Source organism: Isoptericola sp. NPDC057559, from assembly GCF_042801555.1.
Lineage (GTDB): Bacteria > Actinomycetota > Actinomycetes > Actinomycetales > Cellulomonadaceae > Isoptericola.
Genome location: NZ_JBHVFQ010000009.1, coordinates 25,525 through 44,130 on the forward strand (window position 1 = coordinate 25,525; position 18,606 = coordinate 44,130).

Annotated in this window: 18 protein-coding genes and 2 tRNA genes; 12 read left to right on the top strand and 8 right to left on the bottom strand. The window is 74.2% G+C overall.

Features of this window, described 5'->3' with window-relative positions; translation table 11 throughout:
• Nucleotides 1-12: 12 nt before the first annotated feature.
• From ACFU5J_RS10810 to ACFU5J_RS10825, 4 genes are all read left to right on the top strand, one after another.
• The gene (locus ACFU5J_RS10810) at nucleotides 13-432 is read left to right on the top strand and encodes a pilus assembly protein CpaE (RefSeq protein ID WP_430575009.1); all 420 of its coding nucleotides are present in this window, start codon (nucleotides 13-15) and stop codon (nucleotides 430-432) included.
• A 34-nt stretch (nucleotides 433-466) separates the two neighbouring features.
• Nucleotides 467-1,267: a tRNA (guanosine(46)-N7)-methyltransferase TrmB gene (gene trmB / locus ACFU5J_RS10815; RefSeq protein ID WP_430578718.1), complete on the top strand. Its 801-nt coding sequence runs from the start codon at nucleotides 467-469 to the stop codon at nucleotides 1,265-1,267.
• A gap of 147 nt (nucleotides 1,268-1,414) precedes the next feature.
• Entirely contained in the window at nucleotides 1,415-1,762 is a 348-nt protein-coding gene (locus ACFU5J_RS10820; RefSeq protein WP_430575011.1) for a DUF485 domain-containing protein, read from the top strand.
• A gap of 5 nt (nucleotides 1,763-1,767) precedes the next feature.
• Complete coding sequence (locus ACFU5J_RS10825) at nucleotides 1,768-3,420, top strand: cation acetate symporter (protein ID WP_430578793.1); 1,653 nt, start codon at nucleotides 1,768-1,770, stop codon at nucleotides 3,418-3,420.
• An 87-nt stretch (nucleotides 3,421-3,507) separates the two neighbouring features.
• Here the strand turns inward: ACFU5J_RS10825 and ACFU5J_RS10830 are convergent, their stop codons facing one another.
• From ACFU5J_RS10830 to ACFU5J_RS10840, 3 genes are all read right to left on the bottom strand, one after another.
• Nucleotides 3,508-4,551, bottom strand: coding sequence for a glycine betaine ABC transporter substrate-binding protein (locus ACFU5J_RS10830; RefSeq protein WP_430575012.1), 1,044 nt, complete (start codon nucleotides 4,549-4,551; stop codon nucleotides 3,508-3,510).
• A 110-nt stretch (nucleotides 4,552-4,661) separates the two neighbouring features.
• Nucleotides 4,662-5,375: an ABC transporter permease gene (locus ACFU5J_RS10835; RefSeq protein ID WP_430575013.1), complete on the bottom strand. Its 714-nt coding sequence runs from the start codon at nucleotides 5,373-5,375 to the stop codon at nucleotides 4,662-4,664.
• On the bottom strand, nucleotides 5,372-6,055 hold the full coding sequence (locus ACFU5J_RS10840) for an ABC transporter permease (protein WP_430575014.1): 684 nt from the start codon (nucleotides 6,053-6,055) through the stop codon (nucleotides 5,372-5,374). Before ACFU5J_RS10840 ends, ACFU5J_RS10835 begins: the two co-directional genes overlap by 4 nt.
• A 96-nt stretch (nucleotides 6,056-6,151) precedes the next feature.
• On the opposite strand from ACFU5J_RS10840, the gene ACFU5J_RS10845 reads away from it, so the two are divergent.
• Nucleotides 6,152-7,225, top strand: a complete 1,074-nt coding sequence (locus ACFU5J_RS10845) for an ABC transporter ATP-binding protein (protein ID WP_430578719.1) — start codon at nucleotides 6,152-6,154, stop codon at nucleotides 7,223-7,225.
• 9 nt (nucleotides 7,226-7,234) lie between these two features.
• Nucleotides 7,235-8,140 carry a RimK family alpha-L-glutamate ligase gene (locus ACFU5J_RS10850; RefSeq protein ID WP_430578720.1) on the top strand — a complete coding sequence of 302 codons (906 nt, stop codon included), beginning with the start codon at nucleotides 7,235-7,237 and terminating at the stop codon, nucleotides 8,138-8,140.
• Nucleotides 8,141-8,146: 6 nt separating this feature from the next.
• Here the strand turns inward: ACFU5J_RS10850 and ACFU5J_RS10855 are convergent, their stop codons facing one another.
• From ACFU5J_RS10855 to ACFU5J_RS10875, 5 genes are all read right to left on the bottom strand, one after another.
• Nucleotides 8,147-8,902, bottom strand: coding sequence for an ankyrin repeat domain-containing protein (locus ACFU5J_RS10855; protein ID WP_430578721.1), 756 nt, complete (start codon nucleotides 8,900-8,902; stop codon nucleotides 8,147-8,149).
• Nucleotides 8,899-10,197 carry an MFS transporter gene (locus ACFU5J_RS10860; RefSeq protein WP_430578722.1) on the bottom strand — a complete coding sequence of 433 codons (1,299 nt, stop codon included), beginning with the start codon at nucleotides 10,195-10,197 and terminating at the stop codon, nucleotides 8,899-8,901. Before ACFU5J_RS10860 ends, ACFU5J_RS10855 begins: the two co-directional genes overlap by 4 nt.
• A gap of 144 nt (nucleotides 10,198-10,341) precedes the next feature.
• Nucleotides 10,342-10,414: transfer RNA gene (locus tag ACFU5J_RS10865), tRNA-His, on the bottom strand.
• 56 nt (nucleotides 10,415-10,470) lie between these two features.
• Entirely contained in the window at nucleotides 10,471-11,109 is a 639-nt protein-coding gene (gene orn, locus ACFU5J_RS10870; RefSeq protein WP_430575019.1) for an oligoribonuclease, read from the bottom strand.
• 157 nt (nucleotides 11,110-11,266) lie between these two features.
• Nucleotides 11,267-11,602: a hypothetical protein gene (locus ACFU5J_RS10875; protein ID WP_430575020.1), complete on the bottom strand. Its 336-nt coding sequence runs from the start codon at nucleotides 11,600-11,602 to the stop codon at nucleotides 11,267-11,269.
• A 66-nt stretch (nucleotides 11,603-11,668) separates the two neighbouring features.
• Here ACFU5J_RS10875 and ACFU5J_RS10880 point away from each other — a divergent pair.
• The 6 genes from ACFU5J_RS10880 (at nucleotide 11,669) to ACFU5J_RS10905 (ending at nucleotide 18,517) form a co-directional block, all read left to right on the top strand.
• Nucleotides 11,669-11,744, top strand: a tRNA-Arg gene (locus ACFU5J_RS10880).
• A gap of 106 nt (nucleotides 11,745-11,850) precedes the next feature.
• On the top strand, nucleotides 11,851-13,512 hold the full coding sequence (locus ACFU5J_RS10885) for a GTPase (protein ID WP_430578723.1): 1,662 nt from the start codon (nucleotides 11,851-11,853) through the stop codon (nucleotides 13,510-13,512).
• Nucleotides 13,509-15,098 carry a GTPase gene (locus ACFU5J_RS10890; RefSeq protein WP_430575022.1) on the top strand — a complete coding sequence of 530 codons (1,590 nt, stop codon included), beginning with the start codon at nucleotides 13,509-13,511 and terminating at the stop codon, nucleotides 15,096-15,098. Before ACFU5J_RS10885 ends, ACFU5J_RS10890 begins: the two co-directional genes overlap by 4 nt.
• 48 nt (nucleotides 15,099-15,146) lie before the next feature.
• Entirely contained in the window at nucleotides 15,147-15,632 is a 486-nt protein-coding gene (locus tag ACFU5J_RS10895) for a single-stranded DNA-binding protein (RefSeq protein ID WP_430578724.1), read from the top strand.
• 129 nt (nucleotides 15,633-15,761) lie between these two features.
• Entirely contained in the window at nucleotides 15,762-17,444 is a 1,683-nt protein-coding gene (gene ettA, locus ACFU5J_RS10900) for an energy-dependent translational throttle protein EttA (protein WP_430575024.1), read from the top strand.
• A 104-nt stretch (nucleotides 17,445-17,548) separates the two neighbouring features.
• Nucleotides 17,549-18,517 carry a phosphotransferase gene (locus ACFU5J_RS10905; protein WP_430578725.1) on the top strand — a complete coding sequence of 323 codons (969 nt, stop codon included), beginning with the start codon at nucleotides 17,549-17,551 and terminating at the stop codon, nucleotides 18,515-18,517.
• Nucleotides 18,518-18,606: the final 89 nt, after the last annotated feature.

Here is an 18,606-nt window from a genome sequence, read left to right on the forward strand (position 1 = left end):
GACGATGTGTCGATGATCTCCACCGAGCTCGCGGCCCGGCTGCGCGACGCGGGGCTGGTCTGGCGCCCGGCCGACGGCGACCGGTTCCGGATCGACGCCCCTGAGCTGTCCACGGACGTCTTCACCGTCAGCACGATGACGATCCAGGCGCACGAGTACCCGACGGGCACGATCCTCGGGTTCAACGGCACCACCGAGTGGGCGCTCGACTCCGTGGCCATCGAGGACGCCCTCTGGCTCCCGCGCGAGGACCAGCTGCGCGACCTGCTGCGCTCGACCTTCCTCGGGCTGCGGCGCAGCACGCCCGACGGCGCGCGGGACCGGTACGAGGTCGACGTCGAGCTGCTGGGCGAGCAGCGGACCTTCGCCGACGACGACCCCGCGGAGGCGTACGGCGCGGCCCTGCTCGCCCTCGTGGAGCTCAGCTCCTGACCGGCCGGGGGCCCGCGCCGACTACCCTGGAGCCGTGCCCGATCCCGTGACCTCCGAGCCGACCGAGCCCTCGACCGACACCGTCGACCCGCGCTACCGCCGGCAGCCGGTCAGCTTCGTGCGGCGCAGCGCGCGCCTCACGGCCGCGCAGCGCAAGGCGTGGGACACCCGGCGCGACCGGTACCTCGTCGAGGTGCCCCGCGACCTCGCGGTGACGTCCGTCGACCCGGGGTGGCGGCTCGAGCCGGCGCAGGTCTTCGGCCGAACGGCGCCGCTGGTCGTGGAGGTCGGCTCCGGCCAGGGCGAGGCGATCGTGGCGGCCGCGGCCGCGCACCCCGAGCGCGACCACCTGGCCGTCGAGGTGTACACCCCGGGCCTCGCGCAGGCCATCGTGCGGGCCGGGCACGCCGGCGCCGACCCGGGGCGCGACGGCGGAGCGCCGGGCAACGAGCTCGGCAACCTCCGCCTCGCGCAGGCGAACGCGGCGGAGCTGCTCGCCACGGCCCTGCCCGAGGCGTCCGTCGGCGAGCTGTGGGTGTTCTTCCCCGACCCGTGGCACAAGTCCCGCCACCAGAAGCGCCGACTCGTCACCCCCGAGTTCGCCGGGCTGGCCGCGCGGGTGCTGCGCCCCGGCGGGGTGCTCCGCCTGGCCACGGACTGGGTGGAGTACGCAGACCAGATGGTCGAGGTGCTCGACGCCAGCGACGACTTCCGCAACGCGCACGGCCCCGGCGCCGCGGCGCCGCGCTTCGACGGGCGCGTGCTGACCGGCTTCGAGAAGAAGGGCACCGCGGCCGGCCGGGTCGTGACGGACCTGGAGTACGTGCGCCGCTGACGAGCCCGGCCCCGCGCGGGCGAGTTCTCGACGCGCCGTTTTGTGGCTTGCGCCACATGCGCCCCCTCTAGCAGGGTGTGCCTCGCGAAACGTTCTCGACCGGGGCAGCGTGGCCCCGGGCCGATCGCATGAGCCAACGGAGGCATCATGAGCGACCTGTCCACGGCGGAGCCGCCGCCAGGGGAGACCGAGTACCAGCGCGTGCAGCGGTCCGACGAGTTCCAGGGGCTGCGGCGCGCGTTCCGGAACTTCGTCTTCCCGATGACGGCGCTGTTCCTCGTCTGGTACTTCGTCTACGTCCTGCTCGCCAACTACGCCCACGACTTCATGAGCATCCGCCTGGGCGGGAGCAACATCACGGTCGGCCTGCTGTTCGGGCTCGGTCAGTTCGTCTCCACGTTCGCCATCACGATGCTCTACGCCCGCTGGGCCAACAAGAAGTTCGACGCGCGGGCCGACGCGCTGCGCCGTGAGATCGAGGAGGGCGAGCTGTGAGCGGCATCCTGTCCACGTCCGTCGCGGGTGTCACGGGCACCCCCGTCGTCTCCGCGGCCGAGACCACCGACGTCGGCAACCCCTGGGTGAACATCGGCATCTTCGCCGCGTTCGTGCTGGTCACGCTCGTGATCGTGTTCCGCGCGTCCCGGCAGAACAAGTCCGCCGCCGACTTCTACGCCGGCGGCCGCAACTTCACCGGGCCGCAGAACGGCACCGCGATCGCCGGCGACTACCTCTCGGCCGCGTCGTTCCTCGGCATCTGCGGCGCCATCGCGATCAACGGGTACGACGGCTTCCTCTACTCCATCGGCTTCCTCGTCGCGTGGCTCGTCGCCCTGCTGCTGGTCGCCGAGCTGCTGCGCAACACGGGCAAGTTCACGATGGCGGACGTGCTGTCCTTCCGGCTGCGCCAGCGGCCGGTCCGGATGGCCGCGGCGCTCGCCACCCTGCTCGTCGTCTTCTTCTACCTGCTCGCCCAGATGGCCGGCGCCGGCGGCCTCGTCGCCCTGCTGCTAGGCGTCGACAGCCGCGCCGGGCAGAGCCTCGTCATCGCCGTCGTCGGCGCGCTGATGATCCTCTACGTGCTGGTGGGCGGCATGAAGGGCACCACCTGGGTGCAGATCATCAAGGCGGTGCTGCTCATCGTGGGCGCCGCGATCATGACGTTCTGGGTGCTGGCCAAGTTCGGATTCAACCTCTCCGACGTGCTCGGGGGCGCCGTCCAGGCGGCCGGCGAGGGCGGCGAGGCGCTGCTCGAGCCCGGCAAGCAGTACGGCCTGTCCGGCACCACGAAGCTGAGCTTCCTGTCCCTGGCGCTGGCCCTGGTGCTCGGCACGGCGGGCCTGCCGCACGTGCTCATGCGCTTCTACACGGTGCCCACCGCCAAGGAGGCCCGCCGCTCGGTGGTCTGGGCGATCTGGCTGATCGGCATCTTCTACCTGTTCACGCTGGTGCTCGGGTACGGCGCCGGAGCGCTGGTCGGCCCCGACGCGATCCTCAACGCGCCGGGCGGCGTGAACTCCGCGGCGCCGCTGCTGGCCTTCGCCCTCGGCGGGGAGATCCTGCTCGGCCTGATCTCGGCGGTGGCGTTCGCGACGATCCTCGCGGTGGTGGCCGGGCTCACGATCACGGCGGCGGCGAGCTTCTCGCACGACATCTACGCCAACGTCATCAAGAGGGGGAACGTCAAGCCGGACTCGGAGGTGCGGATCGCGCGCTGGACGGTCGTGGTGATCGGCGTCATCGCCATCGTGGGCGGCGTCTTCGCCCAGAACCAGAACGTCGCGTTCCTCGTGGCGCTCGCGTTCGCGGTGGCGGCCTCGGCCAACCTGCCGACGATCGTGTTCTCGCTGTTCTGGAAGCGGTTCAACACCTCGGGCGCGCTGTGGAGCATCTACGGCGGCCTGGTCTCCTGCATCGTGCTCATCGTGCTGTCGCCCACGGTGTCGGGCGACGAGAAGGCGATGTTCCCGTCCGCGGACTTCGCGGTCTTCCCGCTGACGAACCCCGGCCTGGTGTCCATCCCGCTCGGCTTCCTGCTCGGGATCGTCGGCACGTTCCTGTCCAAGGAGAAGCCGCACCCGGAGAAGTTCGCCGAGATGGAGGTCCGGTCGCTCACCGGCGCCGGCGCCGAGAAGGCCGTCGCCAAGCACTGACCGAGCACCTGGGCCGCCGTCCCGGCGGCGACCACGACGAAGGGCCCCGAGGAGACCTCGGGGCCCTTCGTCGTGCCTCGGGGCGGGTCAGCCCGCCGACGTCGCGAGGGAGCCGTCGGAGCTGAACACCAGGCCGAGGGTGATCTCGCCCTTCTGCAGCGCCGCCTTGGTGAGCGGGCCGCCGGCGTCGAGCGAGCGGAACTCGGAGAACGTCAGGCCGTAGGTGTCCTCGAGACCCGGCTGGCAGAAGGGGCGCTCCGTGCACTCCGGGCCGGCGCCGAGCACCAGCCCCCCGCACGCGGCGGCGAGGTCGCTCAGCGTGGTGAGGTCGTGCGCCTCCGCGAACCCCTGGGTGACGGCGAACGCGTTCTGGTCCTGGGCTGGCGAGGGCTTGCCGAACGCGAGGCCGGCCTGCTTGCCGAGGTCGGTCAGCGCCGCGACCGTGGAGTCCAGGTCGCCGGAGGCGAGCGGCTTCGCGTCCGCGCCGTTGAGGTCCTTGTTGAGGAACTCGGTGAGCGTGCCCGTGTACTCGGGCACCATCTGGATCTGGTCGCCCTTCAGCAGCGCGGGCAGGTACGTCTCGCGGTTGCCGATGGTGGTGACGGTGGCGTCGTAGCCGGCGCTCTTGAGCACGTCGGCGTAGATGTTGCCCAGGGTGGCGCTCTCGGCGAAGTCGGCCGCGCCGATCGCGACCGTCACGCCCTTGCCGGCCGAGTCGTCCTCGGCGGCGATCCCGGCGTCCTGCACGAACTGGGCCGCGACGTCCTCGGACGTCTTGCGGTCGATGTCGACCGCCTTGTTCAGCCCGATGAGCGTGTCCGTGTCGAGCGCGGCGGACACCGTGTCGAGCAGCGGGATCAGGTCGGGGGCCTGCGCGGCGAGGTCGGCGTTCACCGCCGGGATGATGTTGTCGACGGTCTGCAGCTTCTTGTCGTCCTCGAGCACCACGAGCGCGTCGCCGGGGACGGCCTCGCAGGTGGCGGCGGCGGCGGAGCCCGTCGCGGAGGACGTCGACCCGCCGCCCCCGGCCGATCCGGGGGAGCCGCAGGCGGCGAGCAGACCCGTCGCGCCGACGACGGCGGCCAGGGCGGCCGTCGTGCGTCGCAGGGTGGTCGTGCGGTGGGAGGTCATCGTGCTCTCCGTCCGTGGGGGACAAGCGTGGGATTCGGGTGAACCGCCCTATTCGACCTCGGAGGTCCCGGCGGGGCAACCGGTTTGCCGGGCAGACGATGCGTGGGCCGCTACCGGCGGGCGGCGGCGCGCAGGGGCGCGGGGGTGACGACGCGCTGCACGACGGCGAAGATGCCGTCGAGCACGAGGGCGAGGGCCGCGACGAGGAGGCCGCCGGCGAGCACCTGCCCGTACCGCTGCGTGCCCATGCCGAGCGCGATGATCTGGCCGAGCCCGCCGCCGCCGGCGAGCGCGGCCAGCGGCACGGTGGCGCTGACCTGCACGACGGCGGTGCGCACCCCCGCCGCCACCAGCCCCGTGGCCAGCGGCAGCTCGACGCGGGTGAGCACCTGGCGGCCCGGCATGCCCAGGCCGACCGCGGCGTCGCGCGCCGAGGCGTCCGCGCCGCGCACGCCCTCGTACGTGTTGACCAGCAGCACCGGGACCGCGAAGAGCGCGGCGGCCACCACCGTGGCGCCGTCGCCGAACAGGCCCGCCGTGGCGAGCAGCAGGATGATGCCGAGCGTCGGGACGGCGCGGCTGGCGTTGGTCAGCCACACGGTGACGCCGCCGCCCCGGCGTCGGTGACCCAGCGCCGCACCGACGGGCAGGGCGACCACCGCGGCGACGAGCACGGACGCCGCCGTGAGGGCCAGGTGCTCACGGCCCAGCTCGAGGATGCCGCCGGGCCCCGTCCAGCTCAGCGGGTCGTTGAGGTAGGCGATCGCCTCGCCGACGACGCCGTTGCCCTCCGCCACGACGACGGGTGCCGCCGCGCCGGTCATGCGGCCCTCCCGCGCAACCAGGGCGTGAGCGCCCGGCCGGCGGCCCACAGCACGAGGTCGAGGACGAGGGCGAGCAGGACGCAGGCAAGGGTCGCCGTCATGATCTCCGCGCGGTAGAAGTTGTTGCGGAAGCCCTGGAACATCAGCTGCCCGAGCCCGCCGTAGCCCACGACCACGCCCACCGTCACCAGCGCGACGGTGGTGACGGTGGCCAGCCGCAGCCCGGCCACGATGCTCGGCAGGGCGTTGGGCAGCCGGACCCGCGCCAGCACCTGGAGCGGGCCGTGCCCGACGCCCCGCGCGGCGTCCACGGCCGCCGGGTCGACGCCGTCGAGCCCGGTCACCGTGTTCCGCAGGATGACGAGCAGCGCGTACAGGACGAGGCCGAGCAGCACCGGCTGCCGGCCGATCCCCATGATCGGCGCGAGGATCGCGAACAGGGCGAGCGAGGGCACCGTGTACAGGATGGCGGCCGTCCCGAGCAGCGGCCCCGCGAGCCAGCGGACCCGCGAGGCGAGCAGCCCGAGCGGCACCGCGACGAGCGCGGCGATCGCGACCGCCTCGATCGTGAGCAGCGCGTGCTCGCTGGTGCGCGCCCACAGGACGTCGGCGTTCTCGGTCACGTACGACCAGGAGAACCACGGGTTGTCCGCAGCGGTGGTGGCAGCGCTGGTGACCATGGGCTCGACCGTAGCGGCAGCCTCCGACGCCGGGCCGGGCGACGCCCCGGCGCGCCGCAGGCCGGCGTGTGGGAAGCCCTCGATAGCCTCGCAGCCATGCCCGCCCCTGCCACCGCTCCCGCCCGGCTGTCCGCCGGCATCGAGCTCGACGCCGTCCGCAAGGCCTACCCGGACGGCTCCGTCGCGGTCGACGGCCTGAGCCTGACCGTCGAGCCGGGGGAGGTGCTGGCGCTGGTCGGCCCGTCGGGCTGCGGCAAGTCGACCACCCTGCGGATGATCAACCGGCTCGTCGAGCTGACGTCGGGGCGCGTCCTCGTGGACGGCGAGGACGTCACGCAGGTCGACGCCGTGGCGCTGCGCCGCCGCACCGGCTACGTCATCCAGGACGTGGGCCTGCTGCCGCACCGCACCGTCGAGGCCAACGTGGCCACCGTCCCGCGCCTGCTCGGCTGGGACCGGTCGCGGGTCCGCTCCCGCGTCGCCGAGGTGCTCGACCTCGTCGGGCTGCCCGCCGGGCAGTACGGCCGCCGCTACCCGCACCAGCTCTCGGGCGGCGAGCGGCAGCGGGTGGGCGTGGCCCGGGCGCTCGCCACGGACCCGCCCGTGCTGCTCATGGACGAGCCGTTCGGCGCCGTCGACCCCGAGCGGCGCCGGGACCTGCAGACCCAGGTGGCGCGGATCCTGGGCGAGGTGGGCACCACCGTCGTGCTCGTCACCCACGACGTCGACGAGGCGGTCCGCCTGGGCGACCGGGTCGCGGTGCTGTCCAAGGGCGGGCACCTCGAGCAGGTCGCCTCGCCGCTGACCGTCCTCGCGCACCCGGCCACCGACCGCGTCCGCGACTTCGTCGGCGCCGGCGCGCACCAGCGGATGCTGGCGCTCGCCCGGGTGCGGCGCGAGGACCTGGAGGACGCGTCCCTCGTCGTGCAGCCCGCGCCCCCGGCGGTCCCGCTCGGTGCCAGCCTCGCCGACGCGTTCGAGGGGGTGGCGGCCCTGCCGACCTCGTCCCAGGGCCGGGTCCCCGTGACCGACGACGACGGGGCGGTGGTCGGCTCGCTGACCGCCGCGGGGATCCTCGGGGGGCTGCGCCGCGCGGCCGACGCCGCCGCGCCCGCCGCGCCCGCCACGCCGGCGGCGAGCACCGCGCACCGCGACCAGGCGGAGAACTAGGCTCGGCGCGTGACCTCGACGCGCATCGGCCTCGCCACCTGCTCCGCCCTGCCCCGGCTCGACAGCGACGACCGGCCGCTCCTCGACGCGCTCACCGAGCGCGGCGCCGTGGCCGAGGCCGTCGTGTGGGACGACCCGGACGTCGACTGGTCGGTCTACGACCTCGTCGTCGTCCGCTCCACCTGGGACTACTCGCCCCGGCGCGACGAGTTCCTCGCCTGGGCCGACCGGGTGCCGCGCCTGGAGAACCCGGCCGACGTCCTGCGCTGGAACACGGACAAGGGCTACCTGCGCACCCTCGAGGACGCGGGCGTGCCCGTCATCCCGACGATCTGGCTCGACCCCGACCGGCACCTGTCCAAGCGCGCGGTCCACACGCGCATGCCCGCCTTCGGCGACTTCGTGGTCAAGCCCGTGGTGAGCGCGGGCGCGCAGGACGCGGGCCGCTACCAGCCGGTGTCCGCGCAGTCGCGGGCGCTCGCGATCAAGCACGCGACGGACCTGCTCGACGCCGGCCGCGCCGTGATGATCCAGCCCTACGTGACGTCGGTGGACACCGCGGGGGAGACCGGCCTCGTGTTCGTCGACGGCGAGCTGCGGCACGCGGTGCGCAAGCACGCGCTGCTCACGGGGCCCGCCCAGCCGTCGGACGGGCAGTTCGCCACCGAGCGGATGTCGCCCGCCACCGCGACCGCGGACCAGGTCGACGCCGCCGAGAAGGCCCTCGCGGTGGCGCGGGAGAACGTGGGCGGCGAGCGCCCGTTCCTCTACGCGCGCGTCGACCTCGTGACGGGCGACGACGGCACGCCCATGGTCATCGAGCTCGAGCTCACCGAGCCGTCGCTGTGGATGCAGCACTCCGGCACGGCCGCGACCCTGGACGCCTTCGCCGCGGCGATCCTCGCCCGGGCCTGAGGGCGGTCAGCGGGCGCGGTCGAGCTCGGCGACGATCGCGTCGTGGCCGCGTGAGCCGGCGAGGTCGCGGGGCAGCACGCCCTGCCCGTCGCGCACCGTGGGGTCGGCGCCGGCCTCGAGCAGGAGGCGCACGACGGCGACCTGGTCGGCCGACCCGTCGCCGAGCACGATCGCCTCGTGCAGAGCCGTCCACGCCAGGTCGTTGACGTGGTCGACGGGCACGCCGGCGTCGAGCAGGAGGCGCACCGTCGAGACGTGCCCGTGCTCGCTGGCCGGGATCAGCGCGGTGCCGCCGTACCGGTTGGTGCTCGTCACGTCGGCGCCGTGCGCGATCGTCAGCCGGAGGATGTCGTCGAGGCCCTCCGCGCCCGCGTAGAGGAACGCGGAGTCGGCCATGGCGTCCTTCGCGTCGGGGTCGGCGCCGGCCTCCAGCAGCGCGCGCACGACGTCGACGGCGCCCTGGCGCGTGGCGGTCACGAGGGCCGGGCGGTCGTCGCCGTCGCGGGCGTCGGGGTCGGCGCCGTCGCGCAGCGCGGCCGCCACGGCGTCGGCGTCGTCCCGCCCGACGGCGCGCAGGAGCGCGGGGGTCGCGGCGCCGGGCGCGGCGGACGAGGAACCGGACGGCGAGCTGGGCACGATGGCCTCCTGCGGGGTGGGGGAGTCGGGAGAGGGCGCCGCGCACGCGGCGAGTGAGGCAGCGAGCACCCCGGCGACGACGGCCGCCACGGCGGCGGGGGCGCGGCGTCGTGCTCGGGCCGTCACGCGGCCTCCTCGGTCGCGGCACCGGGGGTCCCGTCGTCGGCCCGGCCGAGGCGCAGCAGGTCGGGCACGGCGAGCATGAGGACCACGAGGGTGACGACGAGCGCGATCGCGGCGCCCAGCGCGGTGTGCTGCACCCCGACGCGCTCGGCGACGGCGCCGATCACCAGGGTGGCGGCGGGCATGACGCCGATCGCGAGTTCCTGCAGGCCCAGCGCGCGCCCGTGCACCGCGGGCTCGGTGGTCATGAGCAGCAGGGTGGTCTGCAGCACGCCGAAGGCGGCGCTGGCCAGGCCGATGACGACCATCAGCGCGAACGCCGTCGCGGGCTCGGTGGCGAGCGAGAACGCCACCCAGGCCAGGCCCCACACGGTGGTGCCGATCACGAACAGGGCGCCCTTGAAGCGGAAGTCGCCGAGCGCGGCGATGACGAGCGACCCGATCAGCCCGCCCACGCCCGCGCAGGTGAGCAGCGCGCCCAGGCCGGCGGCGTCGAGCCCGAACGACTCGGCGGCGAAGACGGGCATGAACGACTGGTAGACGGGCCACAGGAAGACGTTGGCCGCCAGGGTGACCAGCAGGACGGCGACCGCGAGCCGGTGGCCGGCGATGGCGCGGAAGCCGCTCGTGACCATGCGCAGCACCGACGTCGACGCGTGCCCGCCCGCCCCGGTGCGCGTGCGGAGCCGGCGCAGCGGCAGCAACAGCAGCAGTGACGCGACGTACCAGGCGGTCGAGACCCAGAGCGCGGCGGGGGCGCCGATCGCGGCGATCATGGCGCCGCCCAGCGCCGGGCCGATCACCTGCGTCATGTTCATCGCCATGGAGTTGAGCGCGTTGGCGTTGGAGAGGTTCTCCCGGCCGACGAGATCGAGCACGAGCGACATCCGGGCGGGCTGGGAGGGCGACTGGGCGATGCCTATCGCGAACCCGCCCACGACCAGGGCCCAGTAGGGGAGCAGGTCGGCGGACGCCAGCGCGGCGACCACGGCGACCGCGCCGGTGGCCCAGACGCAGGCGACGAGGAGCAGGCGGACCCGGTCGTAGCGGTCGGCGAGGGCGCCCGCGACGGGCCCGAGGAGCATCGGGGCGAGGCGCGCCGCCGTGTACACGGCGACGAGCAGCTCGGAGTGCGTGAGCTCGAACGCGAGCCAGCCGAGCACGAGCGTCTGGGTCCACACCCCGCCGAAGAAGAACAGGTTCGACGCCCACAGGAGCTGGAAGGGGCGGTTGCCGCGCAGGGAGGAGAACGCGGCGGCGGGGCCGGTCGTGCGGGCGGGGGCGGCCTGCTGAGCCACGGCGGGAGGGTCTCCTTCGGTCGCGCGGGGACCGCGTCCGCGGCCGCCTCGATGGTATACCGGAACGACCGAAGGGCCCGTCGGCGTCGCGCAGGCCGCCGCTGGGCAAAAGAAAAAGCGCCCTGTCTCCAGGGCGCTTCTCAGGGTGGCTAACCGGGCTTGAACCGGCGACCTCCTGGACCACAACCAGGCGCTCTACCGACTGAGCTATAGCCACCATGGCCGGACGCGAGCGACCGGCCGACCAGAACTATACCTGCTCCGCGGGGCTGGTCAGGACTTCGCGGTCCGTCGGGTGACCGACGTCTCCTTGATCCGCTCGGCGACGGCCCGCGCGGTCTTCGTGTCCGGGCCGGGCTGCGGCACGAGCAGGGCCTCGCGGTAGTAGCGCAGCTCGTCGATGCTCTCGAGGATGTCCGCGAGGGCCCGGTGGCCGCCCTCCTTCTTGGGGGAGGCGAAGTAGACGCGCGGGTACCAACGGCGGGCGAGCTCCTTGATCGACGACACGTCGACGATCCGGTAGTGCAGGTGCCCCACCAGCTCGGGCATGTCCCGGTCGAGGAACATCTTGTCCGTGCCCACGGAGTTGCCGGCCAGCGGGGCCTTGCCCGGGTCCGGCACCCACTCGCGGACGTAGTCGAGCACGGCCTGCTCGGCCTCGGCGAGCGTCATGCCGGCGGGCAGCTCCTCGAGGAGGCCCGACGTGGTGTGCATGTCGCGCACGAAGTCGTTCATCTGCTCGAGCGCGGCCGCGGGCGGCGCGACGACGACGTCGACCCCCTCGCCGAGCACGTTCAGCTCGGAGTCGGTGACCACGGCGGCGACCTCGACGAGCGCATCGGCGCGCAGGTCCAGGCCGGTCATCTCGCAGTCGATCCAGACGATGCGTTCGTTCGGGTTCGCGGGGCTCACGAGGGCCAGCCTACGGTCCGCGCGCCCGTGAGCGGCCGGGGAGCACGACGAGGGCCCCGGTGCTCCGGACGGTTCGAGGGGAACGGTCCGGGCCTCGGGGCCCTCGTGGTCGCGACGTCGGCGCGCCTGCGGCGTGGCGACGGTCGCGCGTCGGGTGTCATGCGGTCAGCCAGTCGAACAGCCACCGGGTGACGCTGGTGTGCTGCTGGCGGGCGTGCGAGGTCCGCAGCTGCTTGTGCTGCTGGCGGAGTCGGAGGATGGTGCGGTGGCGCTCGGCCTCCTCGAGGCGTTCGCGCTGGATCGCCTGCACGAGAAGCAGGTTGTCCGTGGAATACATGGTGATGGTGTCCTTCGTGACGTGGGTCGTCGGTCCGGGCCAGGGACCACCCCCGCGACCGGTGTCCGACCGGCCGCGCGTCACCGCGGTGCAGGAAGAAGTCTGCCGGGAAGCCTTCGTGCAGCGCACGGCTTTTTCCCAGGTGAGCCGGGTCACGGCGTCTGCGCGGACTCGTCGGCGGGCACGGTCGCTGTCGACCGGGGCCTTATACGATGGGCCCGCGCCTCCATAGCTCAATGGATAGAGCAACGGCCTTCTAATCCGTAGGTTGCAGGTTCGAGTCCTGCTGGGGGCACCAGTCAGATCGTCAGGGGCGGTGGCCGGGACGCGTGCCGCGCGAAGGATCGCCCTGCCGTGCGGCGCGCGCGTTTGGCACGACCGGCCCCAGCGGGAAGGATGTGCCCGTGACACCTTCCCTGGAAACCCGCGCCTCGCGCCGCGCCGCGAGCAGGAAGGACGCCGGGGCCGGCGAGGAGATCGGCGTCACCGTCCACGACGTGGCCCGCGACCTGCGCCGCGACGTCGCGGCCGTCGAGCTGCCCCTGCCGATCGACGGGGCCGAGGACGCCGCGGCCTCGCGCGACCGCCTGCTGGCGCAGCTCGACGAGCACCTGCTGCCGCGGCTGAAGGAGCTGTCGTCCCCGGCCGTCGTCGTGGTGGCCGGGTCCACCGGGGCGGGCAAGTCCACCCTGTACAACTCGCTGCTCGGCGAGCCGGTCTCCGAGGCCGGGGTGCTGCGGCCCACCACCCGCGAGCCGGTGCTCGCGCACCACCCCCTCGACGCCGACGTGATGGCGACGGGCCCGGTGACGGACCTGTCCCGCGTCGTGCAGCACGAGGGCGTCCCGCGGGGCACCGCGCTCCTCGACGCCCCCGACCTGGACTCCTTCGTCCAGCAGAACCGGTCGACGGCGCAGCAGCTGCTCGAGGCCGCCGACCTGTGGCTGTTCGTCACGACCGCCGCCCGGTACGGCGACGCCCTGCCGTGGCAGGCGCTGGCCCGCGCGACCGAGCGCGGCGCGTCCGTGGCGATGGTGCTCAACCGGGTGCCGAAGGAGACGCTGACCACGGTGCGCGGCGACCTAATGCAGCGCCTGCGCGAGCACGGCATGACCGACGTGCCGCTGTTCGTGATCCCGGACGTCGGTCCGCACGAGGGCCTGCTCGACCCCGCGGTCGTGCAGCCGGTGCGGCGCTGGCTCACCATGCTCGCCGGGCCGGACCGCTCGCGGGCGGTCGTCGTGCGGACGCTCAAGGGTGCGCTGGGGGCGCTGCCCGGCTGGGTCACGTCCCTCGCGGACGCGCTGGACGCCCAGCAGGACGCCGTGCACGTCCTGCGCCGCCGCGTCACCGAGGAGATCCCCGCGGCCGAGCAGCTCGCCCGTGACGCCGTCGCCGCGGGCGTCGTGGCCGGGGCGTCGGTCGAGGCTCGGTGGCGCGAGCTCTCCGGCACGGCGGGCGTCGACCGCGTCAAGGTGCGCGGCGACCGGGCGCGCAGCACGCGCAGGGCCGGCCGCGCCCGCGAGGCCGCGCTCGACGGCCTGCGGTCCGACGTCGTCGACGCCGCCGCGCGCACCCTCGCCGCCTCCGGGGCCCGCGTGGAGGAGCGGCTGCGCGCCGTGCTCGCCGGACCGGGAGCGCCCGCCGGTGGCGAGGCCGTGGCGCCCGACGGCGCGGCGCGCACGGCCGCCCGCGAGGCGGACGTGCCCGGCCGCGTGGCGGGGTGGTCCGAGCGCGCGGACGCCGTCGTCGCCGAGCTCGTGGGCGGCACCCAGACGCCGCGGGTCGAGTCCGCCGTGAAGGCGTTCGGGCCGCGCGGCCTGGCGACGCTGCTCCTGGCCTCCGCCGCCGGCAGCGACGACGCCGCACGCCTCCTGGACCGCGTCCTCGGGGACGCGGCGAACGACCCGGTCACCGCCCTGCGCGAGGACCTCGGCGACCGCGCGGCCGCCGTCGTCGACGCCGAGGTGGAGGCCGTGCTGGACGACCTCGCGCCGTCCGAACCCGCCGACGACGCGGCCGCGGGGCTGCGCGTGCGACTCGCCGAGCTCAGGAGGCTGACATGACCGAGAGCCCGACCCACGACGCGACCCTGCGCGCCCGCACCGAGGACCTGGCCAAGGCGCTCGAGATCGCCGGCCCCCGTCTCGACGACACGACGTCCAAGCGCGTCACGGCCGCGGTCGAGGGCGTGCGCCAGCGCCTCGCGCTCGGCGTCGACCACACGGTGGTGGCGTTCGCCGGGGGCACGGGCTCGGGCAAGTCGAGCCTGTTCAACAAGGTGTCGCGGCTGAGCTTCGCCGACGTGGGCGTGAAGCGCCCCACGACGGCCCGCGTCACCGCGTGCTCCTGGTCCGACGACGCCGAGGCGCTGCTCGACTGGGTGGGGGTGGACCGCGAGCGGCGGATCACGCAGGGCGGCGAGCTCGACGGCGAGGACGAGGAGAAGCTGGCCGGGCTGGTGCTGCTCGACCTGCCCGACCACGACTCCGTCGAGCCGGCGCACCGCGAGGTCGTGGACCGGGTGCTGCCGCTGGTCGACCTGCTCGTCTGGGTGGTGGACCCGCAGAAGTACGCGGACGACGCCCTGCACTCCGGCTACCTGCGCGAGGCCGTGGGCTCCGAGTCCTCCATGGTCGTGCTGCTCAACCAGGTCGACACCGTGCCCGACGCGCAGCGCGAGAACCTGCTGAAGGACCTCGCGCGCCTGCTCGAGGACGACGGGCTGCGCGGCGTGTACGTGCAGGGCGTCTCGGCGCGCACGGGCGAGGGGATCGACCGCGTCCGGGTGCTCCTGGAGGAGGCGTGCGCGCGCCGGTCGGTGGCGGCCGGGCGAGCGGCGGCCGAGCTCGACGCGGCGGCCCGCCTGCTGCTGGCGCAGACGCCGGCCGAGGTGCCGTGGCAGATGGGCCCGGCCGTGGAGCGCGAGCTCGACGCGCTGGTCGCCGCGACGGGCCTGGACGCCGTCGCGACCCAGGTGGGCAACGCCGTGCGCAACGGCTACGGGCGCCCGGAGGTGCCGCCGCCGGACCGCGACGCGGTGGCGCTGTCGCGGGCCCGCTGGCTCACCCGGGCGGGCGCGTCGCTGCGCCCGGGCTGGCAGCGCTCGCTCGCGGCCTCGGTGGCGGGGGCCGACCAGCTGCGGACCTCGGTGGCGGGGGCGCTGCGGGGCGTCGCGCTCGACACCCGTGGCCCGTCGTCGGCGCGGACGCTGCGCCGCACGTCGTGGGCGCTCGGTGGGGTCGCGGTGGTGGCCGCCGTCGTGGCGGTGCTCGCGCTCACCGGCGTGCTCGACCTCGGCTCCCCCTGGGGTGGTGTGGCGCTCGGCGGCGCGGTCGTGCTGGCGGTGGCCGCCGTCGCGGTGGCGTTCGCCGCGACCGCCGCCCGGCGGACCCTGGCCCGCAAGCGGGAGCAGGCGGTGGCCTCGGCCGGCCGCGCGGCGCTCGAGCGCGTGCTCTCGGAGGGGCTCGGGGAGCCCACGCAGCGACTGCTGGTCGAGCACCGCCGGGTGCGCGAGCTGGCCCAGGCGGCGACCGAGCTCCCGACGTCGCGGCCGCTCACCGGGTCCCTGAGGCTGCCCACAGGCGGCGAGCTGGCGCCGTCGTCCACAGATGCACCCCGGAAGGGCGCCCACCGGGCCTCGCGCGACTGATCCTGGGCGCACGCCGGCGACCGTCGGCGCCGAGCCCAGGAGGAGCGCATGAACGAGGTCAGCATCACGGTCAACGGGTTCGTCGGGACCAAGCCGACGCTCCACCGGTCGCCGAACGGCGTGGAGTGGACCACGTTCCGCGTGGCGAGCACGCGCCGCGTGCGGGACGCGCAGAGCGGGGACTGGTCGGACGGCCAGACCCTGTGGTTCACCGTCAAGTCCTTCCGGACCGGCGCCCGGAACGTCGCCGAGTCGCTCGGCCAGGGCGACCCGGTGGTGGTCGCGGGCCGGCTCTCCACCGAGGAGTGGACCGACAAGGACGGCAACGAGCGCTGGCAGCTCGTCGTCGACGCGCACGCCGTCGGTCCGGACGTCACGCGCGGGCTGGCCCGGTTCACGCGCGTCGTCGACCGGACCGCGGCGGACGAGACCCCGGGCCAGCCGGCCAACGAGGCCGACGCGGCCGACGCGGCCGACGCGGCGGGCCCGGTCCGGTCGGAGCACGAGGAGGATCCGGTCCCGGTCGGCGTGTGAGCGCCCCGGTCGCGTAGGCTGGTGGACCGGCCGCCATGCCGGTCCTCCAGCGTGCTCCGCTGGAGCCTCGAACCTCTCGGACCCGACCTCTCGGGTTCCCCGCGCGATCGAACGGTGGAAGCAGAGCCAGTGGCTGAGTTCATCTACTCCATGTACAAGGCGCGCAAGGCGCACGGCGACAAGGTCATCCTCGACGACGTCTCGCTGAACTTCCTGCCCGGCGCCAAGATCGGCGTCGTCGGCCCCAACGGCGCCGGGAAGTCGACGATCCTCAAGATCATGGCGGGCCTCGAGCAGCCGTCGAACGGCGAGGCGCGCCTCTCCCCGGGGTACACGGTCGGCATCCTCATGCAGGAGCCGCCCCTCAACGAGGACAAGACGGTGCTCGGCAACGTCGAGGAGGCCGTCGGCCCCCTCAAGGCGAAGATCGACCGCTTCAACGAGATCTCTGCCCTCATGGCGGAGCCGGACGCCGACTTCGACACGCTGCTCGCGGAGATGGGCACGCTGCAGGAGGACATCGACGCCGCCGACGCGTGGGACCTCGACTCCCAGCTCGAGCAGGCGATGGACGCCCTGCGCTGCCCGCCGCCGGACGCCGACGTCAAGGTGCTCTCCGGTGGCGAGCGCCGCCGCGTCGCGCTGTGCAAGCTGCTCCTGGAGAAGCCGGACCTGCTGCTGCTCGACGAGCCCACCAACCACCTCGACGCCGAGTCGGTGCTGTGGCTCGAGCAGCACCTGGCGACCTACCCGGGCGCCGTCCTCGCCGTCACGCACGACCGGTACTTCCTCGACCACGTCGCGGAGTGGATCTGCGAGGTCGACCGCGGCCGGCTCTACCCGTACGAGGGCAACTACTCCACCTACCTGGAGAAGAAGCAGGCCCGCCTCGAGGTGCAGGGCAAGAAGGACGCCAAGCTCGCCAAGCGCCTCAAGGACGAGCTCGACTGGGTGCGCTCCAACGCGAAGGGCCGCCAGACGAAGTCCAAGGCGCGCCTGGCCCGCTACGAGGAGATGGCCGCGGAGGCGGAGCGGACGCGGAAGCTCGACTTCGAGGAGATCCAGATCCCGGCGGGTCCCCGCCTGGGCAGCGTGGTCCTCGAGGCGTCGAACCTGCAGAAGGGCTTCGACGGGCGCCAGCTCATCGACGGCCTCAGCTTCACGCTGCCGCGCAACGGCATCGTCGGCGTCATCGGCCCCAACGGCGTCGGCAAGACCACGCTGTTCAAGACGATCGTGGGCCTCGAGCCGCTCGACGGCGGCGACCTCAAGGTCGGCGAGACGGTGAAGATCTCCTACGTCGACCAGTCGCGCGGCGGCATCGACCCGAAGAAGACCCTGTGGGAGGTCGTCTCCGACGGGCTCGACTTCATCAAGGTCGGCAACGTCGAGATCCCGTCCCGCGCCTACGTGGCGTCGTTCGGCTTCAAGGGCCCGGACCAGCAGAAGCCCGCGGGCGTGCTGTCCGGCGGTGAGCGCAACCGCCTCAACCTCGCCCTGACCCTCAAGCAGGGCGGCAACCTGCTGCTGCTCGACGAGCCGACGAACGACCTGGACGTCGAGACCCTCGGCTCCCTGGAGAACGCGCTGCTCGAGTTCCCCGGCTGCGCCGTCGTGGTCTCCCACGACCGGTGGTTCCTCGACCGGGTCGCGACCCACATCCTCGCGTACGAGGGCACGGAGGAGGACCCGGCGAACTGGTACTGGTTCGAGGGCAACTTCGCCTCGTACGAGGAGAACAAGGTCGAGCGCCTGGGCGCCGACGCCGCGCGCCCGCACCGCGTGACGTACCGCAAGCTCACGCGCGACTGACCGCGCCCCTGGACGCCCCCGGCACCCGTGCGGTGCCGGGGGCGCCCTGCGTCGGGGTACCAATGCCTGGGGCGAACGGACTGTCGACGGGGGATACTCCAGCGATGACCGCCACCCCGACCCGCACCCGCCCGACCTGGACCGATCTGCCGGCGCGCGTGCGAGCCGCGGTCGAGGGCCGGCTGGGTGCCTCGGTGACGGGGTGGACCAGCCACGACGGCGGCTACTCCCAGGGGCTGGCGTCCACGCTCCGCACCGCGGGCGGGCCGGTGTTCGTCAAGGCGGTGAGCGCCGAGCACCCGTTCACGGTCGGCATGTACCGCGAGGAGGCGCGCCGCGCCGCGCTGCTGCCCGACGGTGTGCCCACGCCCCGGTTCCTGTGGGCGGTGGACGCCGCGGGCGACACCGACGACGAGGCCTGGGTGGCGCTCGCGTTCGAGACGCTGCCGTCGCGGACCCCGCGCATGCCGTGGGTCGCGGAGGACCTGCGCGCCGTCCTCGACCTCGCCGCCGGCGTGGCCGAGCACGACGTGGCCCCGGGACTGCTCCCGGACTACGAGACGGAGCTGCCGACGGGCCGGACGGAACGGCTCGCGGCCGAGCGCCCCCACGGGCTCGCGTCCTACGACCCGTGGCTCACGACGCACCTGGACCGGCTCGCGACGATCGAGCAGGACGCACCCGCCGCGGTGACGGGCGACGTGCTGGTGCACGGCGACCTGCGCGGCGACAACGCGCTGCTCGTCGACGCGCTCGAGAGCGCGGGGGGCACCCGCGCGCTGGCCGTGGACTGGCCGAACGCCGCCCGTGGCGCGGCGTTCTGCGACCTCGTGGGCATGCTGCCCGCGGTCCGGCTCGAGGGCGGCCCGACGCCGGAGGAGGCGCTCGCCCTCCGCCCGCTGCCGGCGGGGACCGAGGAGGGCGCGGTCACGGCCTACCTCGTCGCGCTCATGGGCTACTTCGTGCACTCGTCGCTGCAGCCGCCGCCCCCGGGCATCCCGCACGTGCGCGCGTTCCAGCGTGCGCAGGGCCAGGTGTGCGTCGCCTGGCTGCGCCGCCGGCTGGGCGACTGATCGCCGCACCCTCCGCGAGATCCGGTGGGCCCGTGCCCGGGGAGGACGCATCGTCACAGGTCAACCCTGCGCGGATCGCTGCGGGTGGG